The sequence below is a fragment of the Mycobacterium bourgelatii genome, from assembly GCF_010723575.1.
GTDB lineage: Bacteria > Actinomycetota > Actinomycetes > Mycobacteriales > Mycobacteriaceae > Mycobacterium > Mycobacterium bourgelatii.
This window is the reverse complement of record NZ_BLKZ01000001.1, coordinates 1711371-1728245: the sequence shown is the minus strand read 5'-3', so window position 1 is coordinate 1728245 and position 16875 is coordinate 1711371. Positions and strand designations below refer to the sequence as shown.

Genomic DNA, 16875 nt, shown 5'->3' with positions numbered 1-16875 from the left:
CGCCGCGCGACAAGAAATTAACACTAATGCAAAGCCATACCCCGCCAAGCAATTTGCACGGCATTGTCACCAACGTGGCCACCAAACTGATGGGCGCGACCAGCAGCAACGCGTCGACGGTCAGCACCGAGGCTCTGGCCGAGCTAGTGAGTTACTTGGACGTCGACGTCAGCTTTTTGCGGCACAACGACCACAAGATCAGGGCCACCGTATTGGTGGCCGAATGGCCGGTGCGGCCGTATATTCCCGACCCGGATCCGCTGCATACGATCTATTTCGCCGACGCCGATCCGATCTTTGCCATGGCCGAAAACGCGAAGGAACCGGTAATTGTGCGCCCGCAGGCGCAGGGTGAGGATTACCGGCAGAGGATCGCCGAAGCCGGTGGCGCTCCGATGATCTCGCTGGCCACGGTTCCCCTGCTGTCCGGGGATGTCACCACCGGGGTGCTGGGTTTTGTGAAGTTTGGCGACCGGGAATGGGGCGAAGACGAGATCAACGCGCTGACGGTCGTTGCCACCATGTTCGCGCAGGTGCAGGCGCGGACGAACATCGAAGAACAGCTCACCTATCACGCCGCGCACGACGATCTGACCGGACTGCCGAACCGCCGAACCCTGTTGGCACATCTCGACGACCGCCTGGCCGCGCATCGACCGGGCCCGGTGCCCGTCCTGCTCCTCAGTCTCGGTCGGCTCAAGTCCATCAACGACTACCTCGGCCATGTCGCCGGGGATCAGTTCATTCAAGGTTTCGCGGCGGAACTCCGAATGGCGATGGACGGACTGGGGCTGGTCGCGCGCATCGGCGGCGACGAATTCGTCGCGGTGCCGTCGGAGACGATGGACCTGGCCGAAACGAGACGGCTGGCCGAGAATCTCACTGCGCGCCTGACCGAGTACGTGACGATCGCCGGTGAAGTTATCAACCGCATAGTGAGTATCGGCGTTGCCACCGGTAGCCCCGGCAGGGACTCGCCATCGGATCTGCTGCGCCGTGCCGACGAGGCACTGGTGTCGGCCAAAGCCGCCCGGGTCGACCGGATCGGCGTCTTCTCCAGGGAGATGCTTGCCCGGCGCGAGATTCGCGCCGACATGGAACTGCATCTGCGGCATGCCATCGAAACCGACGCTCTGACAGTCGAATACCTCCCCGAAGTCGACATGCCGACCGGCAAGGTGCTCGCCGTCGAAGCGTTGGTGCGCTGGCAGCACCCCACCCGGGGCTTGCTCCTCCCGGATTTGTTCATTCCTGTTGCCGAATCGCTGAACCTCACCGGAGAACTCGGCGAGTGGGTGCTCAACGCCGCGTGCGCCGACATGGCACGGTGGCGAGCGAACGGCGTGGGATTCGACACCATGCTGCGCATCAACGTCTCCCCGGTCCAGCTTGTCGCAACCGGCTTGGTGGACACCATTGCCGGCACGCTGGAGAAGTTCGGCTTGGAAGGCACGGCACTGGGCGTGGAAATCACCGAAAGCACGCTCATCAACGACCTGATAAGCACCCGGGCCACCTTGTGCGGTCTCACCGAGATCGGAATCGACATTGCCATCGACGATTTCGGCACCGGGTTCAGCGGCATGGAGATGGTACGGACGTTGCCAGTGAGCACCTTGAAGATCGACCGCGGGTTCGTGCGCGAAATCGATACCAGCGCGGACGATTTGGCGATCGTGCGGGCGCTCATCGGACTCGCCCGGGCGCTTGATCTCACGGTGGTCGCCGAGGGGGTCGAAACCGACGGTGCGGCCAGGTCGCTACTCAGGGAGGGGTGTAGCCGAGCACAGGGCTTCCTGTTTTGCCGTCCCCTACCCGCGGCGGCGACGGAACAACTGCTGGCCCAAGGCAGCGTCGCCACCACCGTCGCGACCTGACTGCGCTAGTCCGCTTCTTCGGCCTCGGCAGGCTCGGCGGGCGGTCCCTCGGCCAACAACTTCCGAAACCCGTCCTCGTCGAGAATGGGCACCCCGAGCTCAACGGCCTTGTCGTACTTAGATCCTGGCGAATCGCCGGCGACCACGTAGGACGTCTTCTTCGACACCGAACCGGCGGCCTTGCCGCCACGGGCCACGATCGCCTCCTTGGCGTCGTCGCGGGAAAATCCCGTCAACGAACCGGTGACGACGATGGTCAAACCGGTCAAAGTGCGCGGCACGCTGTCGTCGCGCTCGTCGGCCATCCGCACCCCAGCCGCCCGCCACTTCTCGACGATCTCGCGGTGCCAGTCGACGGTGAACCATTCGGTGACCGCGGCGGCGATGGTCGGCCCCACGCCTTCGACCGCGGCGAGCTGTTCGGTCGACGCCTCGGCAATGGCGTCGATACTGCCGAATTCGGTGGCCAGCGCGCGGGCGGCCGTCGGCCCGACGTGCCTGATCGACAGCGCCACCAACACCCGCCACAGCGGCGCATCCTTGGCCTTGTCGAGGTTTGCCAGCAGGCGTTTGCCGTTAGCCGACAGTTGGCCGGCCTTGGTGCGGAACAAGTCGGTGCGCAGCAGTTTCTCCTCGTTGAGGTCGAACAGGTCGCCCTCACTGCTGATCACGCCGGCTTGCAGCAGCGCAATACCCGCCTCGTACCCTAGGGCCTCGATGTCGAGCGCGTTGCGGCTTGCGACATGAAATACCCGCTCCCGCAACTGCGCTGGGCAGGCGCGCGCGTTGGGGCACCGAATGTCGGCGTCGCCCTCCTTCTCGTAGGCCAACGTCGTGCCGCACTCGGGACAGGTTGTGGGCATGACGAATTCGCGTTCGGAGCCGTCGCGCAGGTCCACCACGGGACCCAGCACCTCGGGGATCACGTCGCCGGCCTTGCGGATCACCACGGTGTCGCCGATCAGCACGCCTTTGCGCTTGACCTCCGAGGCGTTGTGCAGCGTGGCCTGGGCGACTGTCGACCCGGCAACCTTCACCGGTGTCATGAAGGCGAACGGGGTGACCCGTCCGGTACGTCCGACGTTGACCCTGATGTCGAGCAGCTGCGTTTGCGCTTCCTCGGGCGGGTACTTGTAGGCGATGGCCCAGCGCGGTGCTCGCGACGTCGACCCGAGCCGACGCTGTATCGCGACTTCGTCGATTTTGACGACGACGCCGTCGATTTCGTGCGCCACCTCATGGCGATGCTCGCCCCAGTAGTCGATGTGCTCCTGCACGCCGGCCACGTCGTCGACCACCCTGGTGTGCTCGGAGACGGGCAGCCCCCAAGCCTGCAGAGCGAGATATGCGTCGTGCTGGGTTACCGGGCGGAATCCTTCGGTGTGGCCCAGCCCGTGGCAGATCATCCGCAGCTTGCGCCGTGCCGTGACCGCAGGATCTTTCTGCCGCAACGATCCGGCGGCGCTGTTGCGGGGATTGGCGAACGGCGCCTTGCCCGCCTCGACCAGACTCGCGTTGAGCGCCTGAAAGTCCTCGAGTAGGAAGAAGACCTCACCGCGCACCTCGAGCACCTCGGGCACCGGGTAGTCGTCACTGACGCTGAGCCGCTCCGGCACGTCCTGAATGGTGCGGGCATTGAGCGTGACGTCCTCGCCCGTGCGACCGTCGCCCCGGGTCGCGGCCCGCGTCAGTCGTCCGTTGCGATAGACCAGCGACAACGCGACGCCGTCGATCTTGAGCTCGCACAGGAAGTGGGCGGCATCGCCGACCTCGTTGTGGATCCGGGTGGCCCAGGCGTTGAGTTCTTCCGGACTGAACGCGTTGTCCAGGCTGAGCATCCGTTCCAGGTGCTCGGCCGGCTCGAAGTCGGTCGCGAAGCCGGCGCCCCCGACCAGCTGGGTGGGCGAGTCGGGCGTACGCAGCTCGGGATGCTGCTGCTCCAGGGCCTCCAGCCGGCGGAGCATTTGGTCGAATTCCGCGTCCGTGATGATCGGCGCGTCGCGGACGTAGTACCGGAACTGGTGCTCGCGGACCTCCTCGGCCAACTCCTGCCATTCACGCAACACGTCCGGGGGCAACACCTCGGATGAGCTCACCTTCGCAGGTTATCGAAATGCACCGACACACCTTTCACGCCCGTCAGATGGCGTCGGGATCTTGCGCTATCAGCTCCGCAGCCTTATGGGCCAGACCGATGGCGGTGCGCGCCCATTGCACCGTCGCACCCGCCAGGCCGCATGCCGGGGTGACCCCGACGCGGTCGCGCAGCACCGCGCGGCCAAATCCCAGCCGGTCGGTCACCGCAACCACATTGACGGCCACTTCCTCGGCCGTCGGCGGCCGTTGCGGGCCGCCCGTGGCGGGAATCACGCCGAGGGCGACGGTGCGCCCCGAGTCGACGAACGCGGCGACATGATCCAGGTCTTCGGCCCGCAACGTGCCGGCATCCACCGATACCGCACTGATTCCGCTGCGCTGCAACAGATTCCATGGCAGCGCGGCCGCACAGCTGTGCAGCATCACCGGCGCGCCCGCGCCGCCGACGCAGGTCTCGAACAGCGCCTCCGCGACCGCTTCGTCGAGCGGCGCGATCGGGCTCAGCGCGGTCACCCCGGTCAGCCGGCCGTCCAACGCGGCCGGCAGCGTCGGCTCGTCGTACTGGACCACCACCGGTGTGTCGAGCCGGCGGGCCAGCGCCGCGCGATGCGTCGCAACGCCCTCGGCCAGCGACGCCGCCAGGTCACGCACCGCGCCCGGATCGGTGATCGCTCGATGACCATTGGCCAGCTCGAGGCCCGCGGCCAGCGTGATCGGCCCAGGCGCCTGCACCTTGACCACCCGCCCGCCGCCGCGCAGGCCGGCCGTCTCCCACGCCTCTTCCAGCACGTCCATGTCCTCGTCGAGCAGGCTGACGGCTCGGCGTGTCACTGCTCCGGGCCGCGCAACGAGGCGGTAGCCGCGCGGCACCGTGTCGATGGCCAGGTCGACGAGTAGGGCACCGGCCCGTCCCAGCAGGTCGGCGCCCACTCCCCTGGCAGGCAGTTCAACCAGATGTGCCAGGGCACCCGCCAGTTCACCGACGACGACCTCGGCCGCCGGCCGCGCGGCGGTGCCGGGCCAGGACCCTATGCCGGTTGCCCGGGCGAACAGGGAAGCGGAAGCGTTCACCCGGCAACCGTATTGGACATCACACCGCGCGCGCTTTCCCTGGGGGTGTTGGAGGGGTGTTTACCGATGGACTGCGCGGGTAGTTTCGAGCCCGAAAGGGTGGTTGATGAGGAGCAGGACAAGGCCGCTGCTGTGGTGCTGCGCGGTGTTGCTGTTAGCAGCGTGCACGCGCGTGGTGGACGGCACGGCGTCACCCGTCTACGGCGGCCCTTCGGGCGTTTTCAACGTGGGCGCACTGCTCTTGGACGACTCCCGGATGCGGGCGATAACGGGCGCCGGTGACGACCTGACCATCATCCCCTCGATGGACGGTGGATCGCCGGTGGACATCGAAGCCCTGGCGGAGATCGTGCCCAAGGAATGCCGGTTCATCTACGCCGAGACGGTGACCTTCGGACCGGACGTCGAGGCATTCCACAAGACCACCTACCAAGCACCGCCCATTGGCGCGCTGATCTCCGAGGGCGGTGCGGCTTATCGGGACCCGGACACCGCCCGACGCGCCTTCGACGCCTTGGTGGCCACGGTCAAGGGCTGCGCGACGACGACGAGCGGTCGGCTGTTTGTCGGCAAGTGGAAAGCCGACGCCGACTCGTTGCACCTCCGTCCGGGCGATTGCGGCCGTGACTACCGCGTGCTGTCGACGATGCTGCTCGAGGTGACTTTCTGCGGGTTCCCCGAGTCGGTGTCCGACATCGTGATGACCAACATCATGGCCAACGTGCCGGGCCGGTAAAGGGGCCCAAGCGTCGGACGAGCCTCAGCCTCGGACCGTCTCGGCGATGGTTGCGCTGCCGAGCACCTCGTCCCCGTCAGGGTCGGGGCGGTAGAGCACCAGCGTCTGCCCACGCGCCACCCCGCGCAGCGGGGAACGCAGCTGCACGTGAAGTTCGTCACCAACCAATTCGGCTATCGCGGCAATGGTTTCGCCATGCGCCCGCACCTGTACCGCGCACTCGATGGGGCCCGTCGGCGCCGTTCCGGCGGTGAAGACGGGCGCCCGTCCGGTGATCGCGTGCACGTCGAGTTCGTCCGCGTCACCGACATACACGGTCGCGGTGTCGGCGTCGATCGCCGTGACGTAGCGGGGTCGCCCGTCGGGCCCCGGACCGGCGATGCCCAGTCCCTTGCGCTGTCCGATGGTGAAGCCGTGCACCCCGTCATGCTCGGCGAGCACGGTGCCGTCCGAATTGACGACGGAGCCACGCCGGACCCCGATGCGAGCGCCGAGGAAGGCCCGGGTGTCCCCGGAGGGGATGAAGCAGATGTCGTGACTGTCCGGCTTGTCCGCAACCGCCAAGCCGCGTCTGGCGGCCTCGGCACGAATCTGCGGCTTGGGCGTATTCCCGATGGGAAACGCGGCGTGACGCAGCTGTTCGGCGGTCAGGACGGCCAGCACGTAGGACTGATCCTTGTCCCGGTCGACGGCGCGGCGCAGCCGTCCGTCCGCCAACCGCGCGTAGTGACCGGTGGCGACCGTGTCGAAGCCCAGCGCCAGGGCGCGGGCCGACAGCGCGGAGAACTTGATCTGCTGATTGCATCGCACGCACGGGTTGGGGGTTTCGCCGCGAGCGTAGGACGACACGAAGTCCTCGATCACGTCTTCTGCGAAGCGCTCGGCGAAATCCCATACGTAGAACGGGATTCCGAGCACATCGGCCACCCGGCGGGCATCCGAGGCGTCTTCTTTGGAGCAACAACCCCGGGAGCCGGTACGCAGCGTCCCCGGTGCGGTCGACAGAGCCAGGTGCACACCGACCACGTCGTGGCCGGCGTCGACCATCCGGGCGGCGGCCACCGACGAGTCGACGCCGCCACTCATCGCGGCGAGAACCTTCACCGGGATGCCCCCGCGGAGGCGAGGGCGGCCCGCCGGGCACGCGCGACGGCACCGGGCAGCACCTCCAGCACCGCGTCGACGTCGGCATCAACACTGGTGTGGCCCAACGACAATCGCAGCGATCCCCGAGCGCTGGCGGGATCGGCGCCCATCGCGATCAGCACGTGCGACGGCTGCGCGACGCCCGCCGTACAGGCCGACCCGGTCGAGCATTCGATTCCGTTGGCGTCCAACAACATCAGCAGAGCATCGCCTTCGCAACCGCGGAAAGTGAAGTGCGCGTTGCCCGGAAGCCGTAGTGGGTCGCCGGCACCGTTGAGGTGGACCTCGTCGATCTGGGCCAGCACGCCGTCGACCAGTCGGTCGCGCAACGCGCGGAGCCGCTCGCTGTTGGCTTCCACCCCGTCCACCGCGATGCGGACGGCGGTGGCCATGCCGACGGCACCGGCGACATCGGGTGTGCCCGAACGGATATCGCGTTCCTGACCGCCGCCGTGCAACACCGGCACGCAGGCGACGTCGCGGCGCAGCAGCAATGCGCCCACCGCGGGCGGGCCGCCGAACTTGTGCGCCGTGATGCTCATCGCCGACAGCCCGCTGGCGTCGAAGTCGACTGGCAACTGGCCCACCGCCTGAACGGCGTCACTGTGCATGGGTACGCCGAATTCGGCGGCGACGGCAGCGAGTTCGGCCGTCGGCATGACGGTGCCGACCTCGTTGTTGGCCCACATCACCGACACCAGGGCGACGTCGTCGTGGGCCTGCAGCACCTCGCGCAGCGCGGCCGCCGACACCGAGCCGTCCGCGGCGGTAGGCAGTTGGGTCACCTCGGCGCCTTCGTGCTCGACAAGCCAATTGACCGAATCGAGCACCGCGTGGTGTTCCACCTCGGTGGTGACGATGCGTCGACGGCTCTGGTCGGCGTCACGGCGGGCCCAGTAGATGCCCTTGAGTGCCAGGTTGTCGCTCTCAGTGCCGCCGGCGGTGAAGATCACCTCGGAAGGACGTGCGCCGAGTTTTTCCGCGATCAACTCCCGGGATTCCTCGAGCCGCCGCCGCGCCGCGCGACCCGTGGTGTGCAGCGACGAGGCATTCCCGACGGTGCCCAGCACAGCCGTCATCGCCTCGATGGCGGCCGGGTGCATCGGGGTGGTAGCTGCGTGATCCAGGTAGACCATGACCCGCCCAGGATACTGGTCGAGCTGTGCGGTCCCGAATTTCGAGAGGTTACGGGTGACCTGCGCCACGGCGGCCACATCGGCCACACCGGGGTAGGTCGTCGAGTAATAAGACGGCGGCGAGACCCCGATGCTGACCAATGCGTTGGTCACCCCTTGCTGGTCTCCGGTGACCAACAGGCCCGCCGTGGTGGCCGGGTTGCAGTCCGGGTCGGCCGATTGCAGGTAAACGGGCAGGTAGACCCCTATTTTTCCGAGCCGGGGTGGCAGCAACGTCAACAAGTCGTGCATGGGGTCGAATCCCGGCCACAGTCGGGCGGGGGTGGGATAGCCGGGCGGCCTTCCAGCCGGCGATGTAGCGGCACGGACCCATTCGCACGCCCGTCGCCCGCCTGCACCGCCCACTGACAGCGGCCGGCCAGGGCTCGTCGGTCCGTCCCGGGTAATTGCAGGGATTCGACCCGCACCCACGCCACAGTGCGGCGCACCCGCAGCATCCGGCCGGCCGAACGCAGCAACGTGTCGCCGCCGACGTAGGCCGGAGTGGTCGTGACGCTGCCGTCCGCATGGTGGTAGCTCAACCGCAGCGGCTGCACGGGCCGGCCGGCATTGATCGCGGCCTGAAACATCGCCGGGTAGAACTGTCCCGCCGCCCTACCGCACCACGTAGTGCCCTCGGGAAAGGCCACCACGGTTTGTCCGGATCGCAGCCTGCCGGCCACGGTCTCGACCACCCCGGGTAGGAGCCGCAGACTGGCCCGCTCGATGGGGATGATCTGCAGCAGGCGGGCCACGATGCCCGTCGCCGGTCCGGTGAACATGTCGGCACGCGCGACGAATGACCCCGGCAACACCGCGCCGATGGCAAACACGTCCAGCCAGGACATGTGGTTGCTGACCACCAGCACACCGCGCACATTGCGAATTGGGCTGCCCGACACCACGATCCGCACGCCGAAGCAGCGCAACACCAGGCGGCAGTAGGCGCGCTGGACATGCGTACGGCCGGGAATCGGCATCGCCAGCAACGGCAATCCCGGGGCCAGCAGCAGCGCCACGGTGAGGCGCAGCATTGCCCGCATTGCCACCCGCAGCGGATGCGACGCCGCGACAGCGCCGACGCAGCGGTCGTCGCACGATGCGCGCGGCAACCAGGAGTGCCCCCTGACGGTCGGGCGTCTCACTGGCCTGCCCCGTCGGCCAATTCCGCTGCCGCCGACATCGAGCGCAACCGCTTCAGGTACCGGGTGTCGGCGTGCTTCTTGCCGAGCAGCAAGCAGAAATCGCCGACACCGAAGGCCGGGTCGTGGGCGGGTTCGCCGCACGTCTTTGCCCCCAACCGCAGGTACCCACGCATCAGCGGCGGCAGGCTGGGCCGTGGCGGCGGGGATATGTCGTCCAACAACCTGCCGTCAATGCGCACCGGACGGTATGGCCGCACCCGGTACTGCGAGGCGTGACGCTTGGCGATGAAGTCCCGCACGCCGCGGATCTGGCTGCCCGGCGCGTGGCCTTCGGTCTCGACGGGTACCGACACGCAGCCGGTCACGTACTCATAGCCGTAGCGGTCGAGGTAGGCCAGGATGCCCGCCCACATCAGCAGCACCACCGCGCCGTTGCGATGCCCTTCCCGCACCACCGCACGGCCCATCTCGACCAACGACGGTCGCAGCGAATCGAATTCACGTACATCGAATTCCGTTGCGGTGTAGAGCCCGCCGGCGGCTATGGCACCCGACGGCGGCAGCATTCGGTAGCAACCCACCAGCTCGCCGGTGCCGTCGTCGCGGACCAGCAGGTGATCGCAGAATTCGTCGAACCGGTCCATGTCGCGGAACGCCTCGCCCGTCGCCGGCAGCGCGAAGCCGGGTGTACTGCTGAATACGTCGTAGCGCAACCGCTGGGCGGCTTCGATCAGGGCGGGGTCGGTGGATACCAGGAGGGAATAGTGCGGACCGAGCGATGACCCCGAACCCACCGGGGTCCCGTGCGGTTTCTCGCTGGGTATGAGGACGGAAGCGATGCTCATGCCACCAACGTGGCGCAGTCGATCAGCGAAATGGCATCGCCGCCGTGACACGTCGATGCACGGCAGGTGACGAGTTGGCCGCCCGTGTGGGCGAACACACGCAAAAGCCCCCGGTTTCCTGCGGCGGGAAACGGGGGGCTTTGCGCCTGCGCGCCCATACAGCGCGCAACGAAATCTAGCCCTTGCGGGCCTTGATGCCTTCGGTCAACTGCGGGGCGACCTTGAACAGGTCACCCACCACACCGAAGTCGGCGATCTCGAAGATGGGTGCCTCTTCGTCCTTGTTGACCGCCACGATCGTCTTCGACGTCTGCATGCCGGCGCGGTGCTGGATCGCTCCGGAGATGCCGAGGGCGATGTACAGCTGCGGCGACACCGTCTTGCCGGTCTGGCCCACCTGGAACTGGCCGGGGTAGTAGCCGGAGTCGACGGCGGCACGCGACGCACCGACGGCGGCGCCGAGCGAGTCGGCGAGGTCCTCGACCACCTTGAAGTTCTCGGCGCTGCCCACGCCGCGACCACCGGACACCACGACCGTGGCCTCCGTCAGCTCCGGGCGGTCACCGGCAACTGCCGGCTCGCGCGCGGTGATCTTGGTGGCGTTCTCGGCGGGCTCGGGCACATCCACGTTGACCACCTCGCCGGCGCCCTCGGACGGCTCTGCCTCGATCGACCCGGCGCGCACGGTGATCACCGGGGTGTCTCCGTTGACCTGTGCCTCGACGGTGAACGCGCCACCGAAGATGGAGTGGATGCCCTTGCCGCCCTCCTTGACGTCGACCACGTCGACCAGCAGGCCGGAGCCGATCCGGGCCGCCAGGCGACCGGCGATCTCCTTGCCGTCGGCGTTGGCCGCCAGCAGCACCCCGGCCGGCGCCTGCGACTCGGCCAGCGAGGCGAGCACGTCGACAAATGGGGTCAGGAAGTAGTTCTCGACGGTGTCGGACTCGGCGACGTAGATCTTGGCGGCACCGGCCTCCTTCAGCCCGGCCAGGAGCGGCTCGGCCGTGCCGGGCGCGCCGATGACGACGGCGGCCGGTTCGCCAAGGGCGCGAGCGGCGTGATGATGGAGGTGATGACCTTCTTCGGGTCGCTCTTGCGGTGCTTCTCGACCTCGACGACCTGGACCTTGTCGCCGCTTCCTTCTTCTTGGCGGCCATGATGCCCTTGAAGGACGGGAAGCGCGGCTCATTGATCTTCTCGTTGACGCTGACGACCGCGGGAAGAGTGGCCTCGAGTTTGAAGACACCGTCATCGGTCTCGCGCTCGCCGATCACCTTGCCGTCTTCTACGGACAACTTGCGCAGGTGAGTCAGCTGCGGCAGCCCGAGGTACTCGGCGATGATGGCCGGGACCGCGCCCGCCACACCGTCGGTGGACTCGTTGCCGGCGATCACCAGCTCGGTGCCCTCGATGGCGCCCAGCGCCCGCGCGAGCGCCCAACCGGTCTGGATGACGTCCGAGCCCTTCAGCCCGTCGTCCTTGAGGTGCACGGCTTTGTCGGCACCCATCGACAGAGCCTTGCGGATTGCTTCGGTGGCGCGCTCGGGGCCGGCGGTCAGCACGGTGACCGAGCCTTCGCCGCCTTCCCGCTCCCGGATCTGCAGCGCTTCCTCGACGGCGCGCTCGTTGATCTCGTCCAGGACCGCGTCGGCAGCCTCGCGGTCGAGCGTCCAGTCACCGTCTTTCAGCTTGCGCTCGGACCAGGTGTCTGGGACCTGCTTGATCAGGACCACGATGTTCGTCATGGTTGTGGTTCGTCCTCCTCGAAGGTGTCCGGCAGTGCTCACTGCGGGACATCGGTCACGCGTCTCGCGACCGCACAGGACATTACTGGCCGGTAACTTCTTGCGGTCCGCCCTCACACCATAGCGGGTCGTAGTGCAGGTTCTTGCGCCTGGATCCCGTCGAGCCAGCGGTCCGGTTCGCGAATCGGGTCGCAGGCGTTAGCCTGCCTTAGCAATGAGCGCATTCGTCCCCGACGTACCGCAGCCCGCCGGCCACACACCCCCGCCGGCGGATGCGGTGTTGACGCTGACCGGGGAACGAACCATTCCCGATCTGGACATCGAAAACTACTGGTTCCGTCGCCACGAGGTGGTCTACGAGCGGCTGGCGCCGCACTGTGCGGACCGCGACGTCTTGGAGGCCGGCTGCGGCGAGGGCTACGGCGCCGACCTGATCGCGCGCGTCGCACGCCGCGTGATCGCGGTGGATTACGACGATGCCGCGGTGGCGCACGTCCGAGCCCGCTATCCGCGGGTCGAAGTCATGCAGGCCAACCTGGCCGAGCTGCCGCTGCCTGACGCCTCAGTGGACGTCGTGGTGAACTTCCAGGTCATCGAGCATCTGTGGGACCAGGGCCAGTTCGTGCGGGAATGCGCGCGGGTGCTGCGGCCGTCGGGCCTGCTGATGGTGTCCACGCCCAACCGGATCACCTTCTCCCCCGGTCGCGACACCCCGATCAACCCTTTCCACACCCGTGAGCTGAACGCTGACGAGCTCACCGAACTGTTGGTCGACGCCGGTTTCGGCGACGTGGCCATGTACGGCTTGTTCCACGGCGCCGGTCTGCGTGAGATGGACGCGCGCCACGGCGGGTCGATCATCGACGCCCAGATCGCGCGCGCCGTGGCCGATGCTCCGTGGCCGCCGGACCTCGCCGCCGACGTCGCCGCCGTCACCACGGCCGACTTCGACATCGTCGAGGCCGGCCAGGACCCGAACCACCAGATCGACGACAGCCTGGATCTCATTGCGATCGCGGTGCGACATTGACCACTTTCGGGACCGATTTCACCGACACCAACTCGTCGGCGCCACGGGGGGAACCGGTGCCGGGCATGTTCACCCTGGTGCTGCACACGCACCTGCCCTGGCTGGCCCATCACGGACGGTGGCCGGTCGGCGAGGAATGGCTCTACCAGTCGTGGTCCGCGGCGTATCTGCCGCTGTTCCGGGTGTTGCGCGCGCTGGCCGACGAGGACCGCCGCGGGTTGCTCACGCTCGGCATGACGCCGGTGGTCAACGCCCAACTCGACGACCCGTACTGCCTGGACGGGATGCACCACTGGCTGGCGAACTGGCGGTTACGCGCGGCCGAGGCCGCAAGCGTGCGCTCGGCTCCGCGGTCCAAGTCGGCCAACTATCCGTCCTGCGCGCCGGAAGCGTTACGCGCCTTCGGTATTCGCGAATCCGCCGAGGCCGAGCAGGCGCTCGAAGACTTTGCCACACTGTGGCGGCACGGCGGCAGCCCGCTGTTGCGCGGCCTGATCGACGCCGGCACCGTCGAGCTGCTCGGCGGCCCACTGGCCCACCCGTTCCAGCCGCTGCTCGCCCCGCGGCTCCGTGAGTTCGCCCTGCGTGAGGGCCTGGCCGACGCGCGGCTGCGGCTGGACCACTCCCCAACGGGCATTTGGGCACCGGAGTGCGCCTATGCGCCCGGCATGGAACACGACTACGCGGCGGCCGGCGTCAGTCACTTCATGGTCGACGGCCCGTCGCTGCACGGCGACACGGCGCTGGGGCGCCCCGTCGGCGACACCGATGTGGTCGCGTTCGGCCGTGACCTGCAGGTCAGCTATCGGGTGTGGTCGCCCAAGTCCGGCTACCCCGGCCACGCCGCCTATCGCGATTTCCACACCTATGACCACCTGACCGGCCTCAAGCCCGCCCGGGTCACCGGGCGCAACGTGTCGTCGGAAAACAAGGCACCCTACGACCCCGAACGTGCCGACCGCGCCATCGACGTCCACGTCAGCGACTTCGTCGACGTCGTCCGCAACCGGCTGCTCGCGGAGTCCGAACGCATCGGACGACCCGCGCACGTCATCGCCGCCTTCGACACCGAACTGTTCGGCCACTGGTGGTATGAAGGCCCGACGTGGCTGTCCCGGATGCTGCGGGCGTTGCCCGCCGCGGGCGTTCGGGTGGGAACGCTGCGCGACGCGATGGAGGCGGGATTCGTCGGCAGTCCGGTTGAGCTGCCGCCCAGCTCGTGGGGTTCCGGCAAGGACTGGCAGGTGTGGAACGGTGAGAAGGTCGCCGATCTGGTCCAGCTGAACAGCGAAGTCGTCGACACCGCGCTGACCACCGTCGACAAGGCCTTGGCGCAGACCGCGTCGCTGGACGGACCGATTCCCCGCGACCACGTCGCCGACCAGATTCTGCGCGAAACGCTGCTCACCGTGTCCAGCGACTGGCCGTTCATGGTGAGCAAGGACTCGGCGGCCGACTACGCCCGCTACCGTGCTCACCTGCATGCCCACGCGACCCGGGAGATCGCCGGGGCGCTGGCCTCTGGCCGCCGCGATACCGCGCAGCGCCTGGCCGAGGGCTGGAACCGCGCCGACGGCCTGTTCGGCGCCCTGGATGCCCGGAGGCTGCCCCGGTGACGTTCACCACCACCCGCGAGCGTGCGTGTCGTGCCAGCGACACGCCGCTGGGCATGGCATTTTGCGCACGCTCGCGACGCGAGGACGGGGGCCGTGGATGAAGATTTTGATGGTTTCTTGGGAGTACCCGCCGGTCGTCATCGGCGGCCTGGGCCGGCATGTCCACCACCTGTCGACCGCCCTTGCCGAGGCGGGCCACGACGTCGTCGTGCTGTCCCGCAGACCCACCGGCACCGATCCCAGCACGCACCCGTCGTCGGATGAGATCAGCGAGGGTGTGCGGGTGATCGCGGCCGCTCAGGATCCGCACGAATTTACCTTCGGCAGCGACATGATGGCCTGGACGCTGGCGATGGGCCACGCCATGATCCGCGCCGGCATGTCCCTCAAGAGACACGGCAGTGACCGCCCATGGCGACCGGACGTGGTGCATGCGCACGACTGGCTGGTCGCGCATCCGGCCATCGCGCTTGCCCAGTTCTATGACGTGCCAATGGTTACCACCATGCACGCGACGGAGGCCGGTCGGCATTCCGGCTGGGTCAGCGGCGCCATCAGCCGTCAGGTGCACGCCATCGAGTCGTGGCTGGCGCGTGAATCCGATTCGCTGATCACGTGTTCGGCCTCGATGCACGACGAGATCTCCGAACTCTTCGGTCCGGGTTTGGCGCAGATCACGGTGATCCGCAACGGCATTGACGCGGCACGCTGGCCGTTCGCCCCGCGCCGCAAGCGCACCGGACCACCCGAGTTGCTGTTCTTGGGACGGCTGGAATACGAAAAGGGCGTACAGGACGCCATTGCCGCGCTGCCCCGAATCCGGCGTCACCACCCGGGTACCACGCTGACCATCGCCGGGGAGGGCACCCAGCAGGAGTGGCTGCTCGAACAGGCCCGTAAACACAAGGTGCTCAAGGCAACCCGGTTCGTCGGGCACCTCGGTCACGACGAACTGCTTGCCGTGTTGCACCGGGCCGATGCGGCCGTACTGCCCAGCCACTACGAGCCGTTCGGTCTGGTGGCGCTGGAGGCCGCCGCGGCCGGGACGCCGTTGGTGACGTCCAATATCGGCGGCCTGGGTGAAGCGGTGATCAACGGACAGACCGGAGTGTCTTGCCCCCCTCGCGATGTCGCGGCACTGGCGGTGGCGGTGCGTTCGGTGCTGGACGATCCGGCAGCCGCGCAACGGCGTGCGCGCGCGGCCCGGGAACGGCTTACCGCGGATTTCGCGTGGCAGACCGTGGCGAAGGAGACCGCGCAGGTCTACCTGGCGGCCAAGCGCGGCGAGCGCCAACCACAGCCCCGGTTGCCCATCGTCGAGCACGCACTCCCCGACCGGTAGGCCGTCAGAGCCAGGAGGGCATCCCGCTGGGTTCGTCCAATCCGACCACTCCGGCGCAGTAGCGCCAGACGATGTCGCGGTCGCGGTTGCTGTACCCGGTCAGCGGTAGGTAGTGCTGAGGACGGGGCCGGCGGTCGTGCCAAAAACCACCGGTGGGCGGCGCCGGGTCGGTCGCGGCGAGCCAGATGGCGGTATCGGCCCCCTCTTCGGGGGTCCGCAACAACCGTCCGGTGAGGCTTCGGAAACGCGGCAGCGCCGCGGCCACGCCGGGCGTATCGGCCCACCCGGGATGCATGGCGTACACCCCGATGTGGTGCGGCGCCCAGCGCTGGGCCAGGATCGGGGTGAACGCCACCTGCAGGCGTTTCGTTCGTGCATACGCCGTGGTGCCCCGGTATCGCCCGTAGCGGTATTCCGGGTCGGCAACGGGCAACGATTGGGTGTACATCCCGCCCGAGGACACCAGGATCACCCGAGCGTCGCCGGATTCCGCCAGAACCGGGACCAGACATTCGGTCAGCAGCATCGGGCCCAACACGTGGGTGGCCAGCGTCACCTCGTGCCTGTCGACGGTCTCGGTGCGGCTCTCCGGCAGCACGCCGGCGTTATGGATGAGCACGTCGAGCCGCGGAATCCGCCGCATCAGATCCGTGGCAAAGATCTGCACGCCACCCAAGTCGGACACGTCGCAGACTTCCACCTGGACCAGCGCGTCCGGGTCGTCGGCGATGATCTCCGCCCGCGCCTGTTCGCCCTTTTCCCGATCGCGCACCGTCAGCAGCACGGTCGCGCCCAGCCGAGCCAAACCCTCGGCGATCGCCTTGCCGAGCCCGCGATTGGCGCCGGTGACCAGCGCGGTGCGACCGCGGAGCGCCCCCTCCGGGGGATCAGCCGGCCAGCCGGCTCGCCGCACCCGGTAGCCGATTCGCGAGTACCCGGGGACGACGGTCCGGTCGAGCGCGGTGTCCACCGCGGTGTCGAGCAAGGAAAGTATCCCGTTACGAACACCCATGCAGACCAGATTGCCCCAGACGCCGGACCCCGTGC

General features: G+C 68.0%; 11 protein-coding genes and 3 pseudogenes. 5 read left to right on the top strand and 9 right to left on the bottom strand.

Going from position 1 to position 16875, the window contains the following annotated elements:
• The first annotated feature begins 26 nt into the window (after positions 1-26).
• Positions 27-1877 carry a putative bifunctional diguanylate cyclase/phosphodiesterase gene (locus G6N68_RS07825; protein ID WP_163710020.1) on the top strand — a complete coding sequence of 617 codons (1851 nt, stop codon included), beginning with the start codon at positions 27-29 and terminating at the stop codon, positions 1875-1877.
• A 5-nt stretch (positions 1878-1882) separates the two neighbouring features.
• On the opposite strand, the gene ligA is transcribed toward G6N68_RS07825, so the two are convergent.
• Together ligA and G6N68_RS07815 are read right to left on the bottom strand one after the other, a co-directional pair.
• On the bottom strand, positions 1883-3973 hold the full coding sequence (ligA, locus tag G6N68_RS07820; protein ID WP_163710016.1) for an NAD-dependent DNA ligase LigA: 2091 nt from the start codon (positions 3971-3973) through the stop codon (positions 1883-1885).
• A 43-nt stretch (positions 3974-4016) separates the two neighbouring features.
• Positions 4017-5045 (bottom strand): uroporphyrinogen decarboxylase/cobalamine-independent methonine synthase family protein, encoded by a 1029-nt coding sequence (locus G6N68_RS07815; RefSeq protein ID WP_163710012.1) that lies wholly within the window; start codon positions 5043-5045, stop codon positions 4017-4019.
• Positions 5046-5151: 106 nt separating this feature from the next.
• Between G6N68_RS07815 and G6N68_RS07810 the strand changes: the two genes are divergently transcribed.
• Positions 5152-5781, top strand: coding sequence for a sensor domain-containing protein (locus G6N68_RS07810; RefSeq protein ID WP_163710008.1), 630 nt, complete (start codon positions 5152-5154; stop codon positions 5779-5781).
• A gap of 24 nt (positions 5782-5805) precedes the next feature.
• Here the strand turns inward: G6N68_RS07810 and mnmA are convergent, their stop codons facing one another.
• The 6 genes and pseudogenes from mnmA to G6N68_RS07780 form a co-directional block, all read right to left on the bottom strand.
• Positions 5806-6885, bottom strand: a complete 1080-nt coding sequence (mnmA, locus tag G6N68_RS07805) for a tRNA 2-thiouridine(34) synthase MnmA (RefSeq protein ID WP_163710005.1) — start codon at positions 6883-6885, stop codon at positions 5806-5808.
• The gene (locus tag G6N68_RS07800) at positions 6882-8063 is read right to left on the bottom strand and encodes a cysteine desulfurase family protein (protein WP_163718324.1); all 1182 of its coding nucleotides are present in this window, start codon (positions 8061-8063) and stop codon (positions 6882-6884) included. Before G6N68_RS07800 ends, mnmA begins: the two co-directional genes overlap by 4 nt.
• Before the next feature lie 335 nt (positions 8064-8398).
• Positions 8399-9247, bottom strand: a pseudogene (locus G6N68_RS07795) (lysophospholipid acyltransferase family protein); the annotation flags it as partial.
• A complete protein-coding gene (locus G6N68_RS07790; protein WP_163710002.1) occupies positions 9244-10092 on the bottom strand; it encodes a GNAT family N-acetyltransferase in 849 nt (282 codons plus the stop codon). The gene G6N68_RS07790 and the pseudogene G6N68_RS07795, both read right to left, overlap by 4 nt.
• Positions 10093-10267: 175 nt before the next feature.
• Positions 10268-11169, bottom strand: a pseudogene (locus G6N68_RS07785) (electron transfer flavoprotein subunit alpha/FixB family protein).
• A 62-nt stretch (positions 11170-11231) separates the two neighbouring features.
• Positions 11232-11840 (bottom strand): annotated as a pseudogene (locus G6N68_RS07780) (electron transfer flavoprotein subunit beta/FixA family protein); the annotation flags it as partial.
• 214 nt (positions 11841-12054) lie between these two features.
• Here G6N68_RS07780 and G6N68_RS07775 point away from each other — a divergent pair.
• From G6N68_RS07775 to G6N68_RS07765, 3 genes are all read left to right on the top strand, one after another.
• On the top strand, positions 12055-12870 hold the full coding sequence (locus tag G6N68_RS07775) for a class I SAM-dependent methyltransferase (protein ID WP_163709999.1): 816 nt from the start codon (positions 12055-12057) through the stop codon (positions 12868-12870).
• Positions 12871-12935: 65 nt separating this feature from the next.
• Positions 12936-14486 carry a 1,4-alpha-glucan branching protein domain-containing protein gene (locus G6N68_RS07770; protein ID WP_163718320.1) on the top strand — a complete coding sequence of 517 codons (1551 nt, stop codon included), beginning with the start codon at positions 12936-12938 and terminating at the stop codon, positions 14484-14486.
• A gap of 97 nt (positions 14487-14583) precedes the next feature.
• A complete protein-coding gene (locus tag G6N68_RS07765; RefSeq protein WP_163709996.1) occupies positions 14584-15828 on the top strand; it encodes a glycosyltransferase family 4 protein in 1245 nt (414 codons plus the stop codon).
• Between the two features lie 4 nt (positions 15829-15832).
• On the opposite strand, the gene G6N68_RS07760 is transcribed toward G6N68_RS07765, so the two are convergent.
• Complete coding sequence (locus G6N68_RS07760) at positions 15833-16840, bottom strand: SDR family NAD(P)-dependent oxidoreductase (RefSeq protein WP_163709993.1); 1008 nt, start codon at positions 16838-16840, stop codon at positions 15833-15835.
• Positions 16841-16875: the final 35 nt, after the last annotated feature.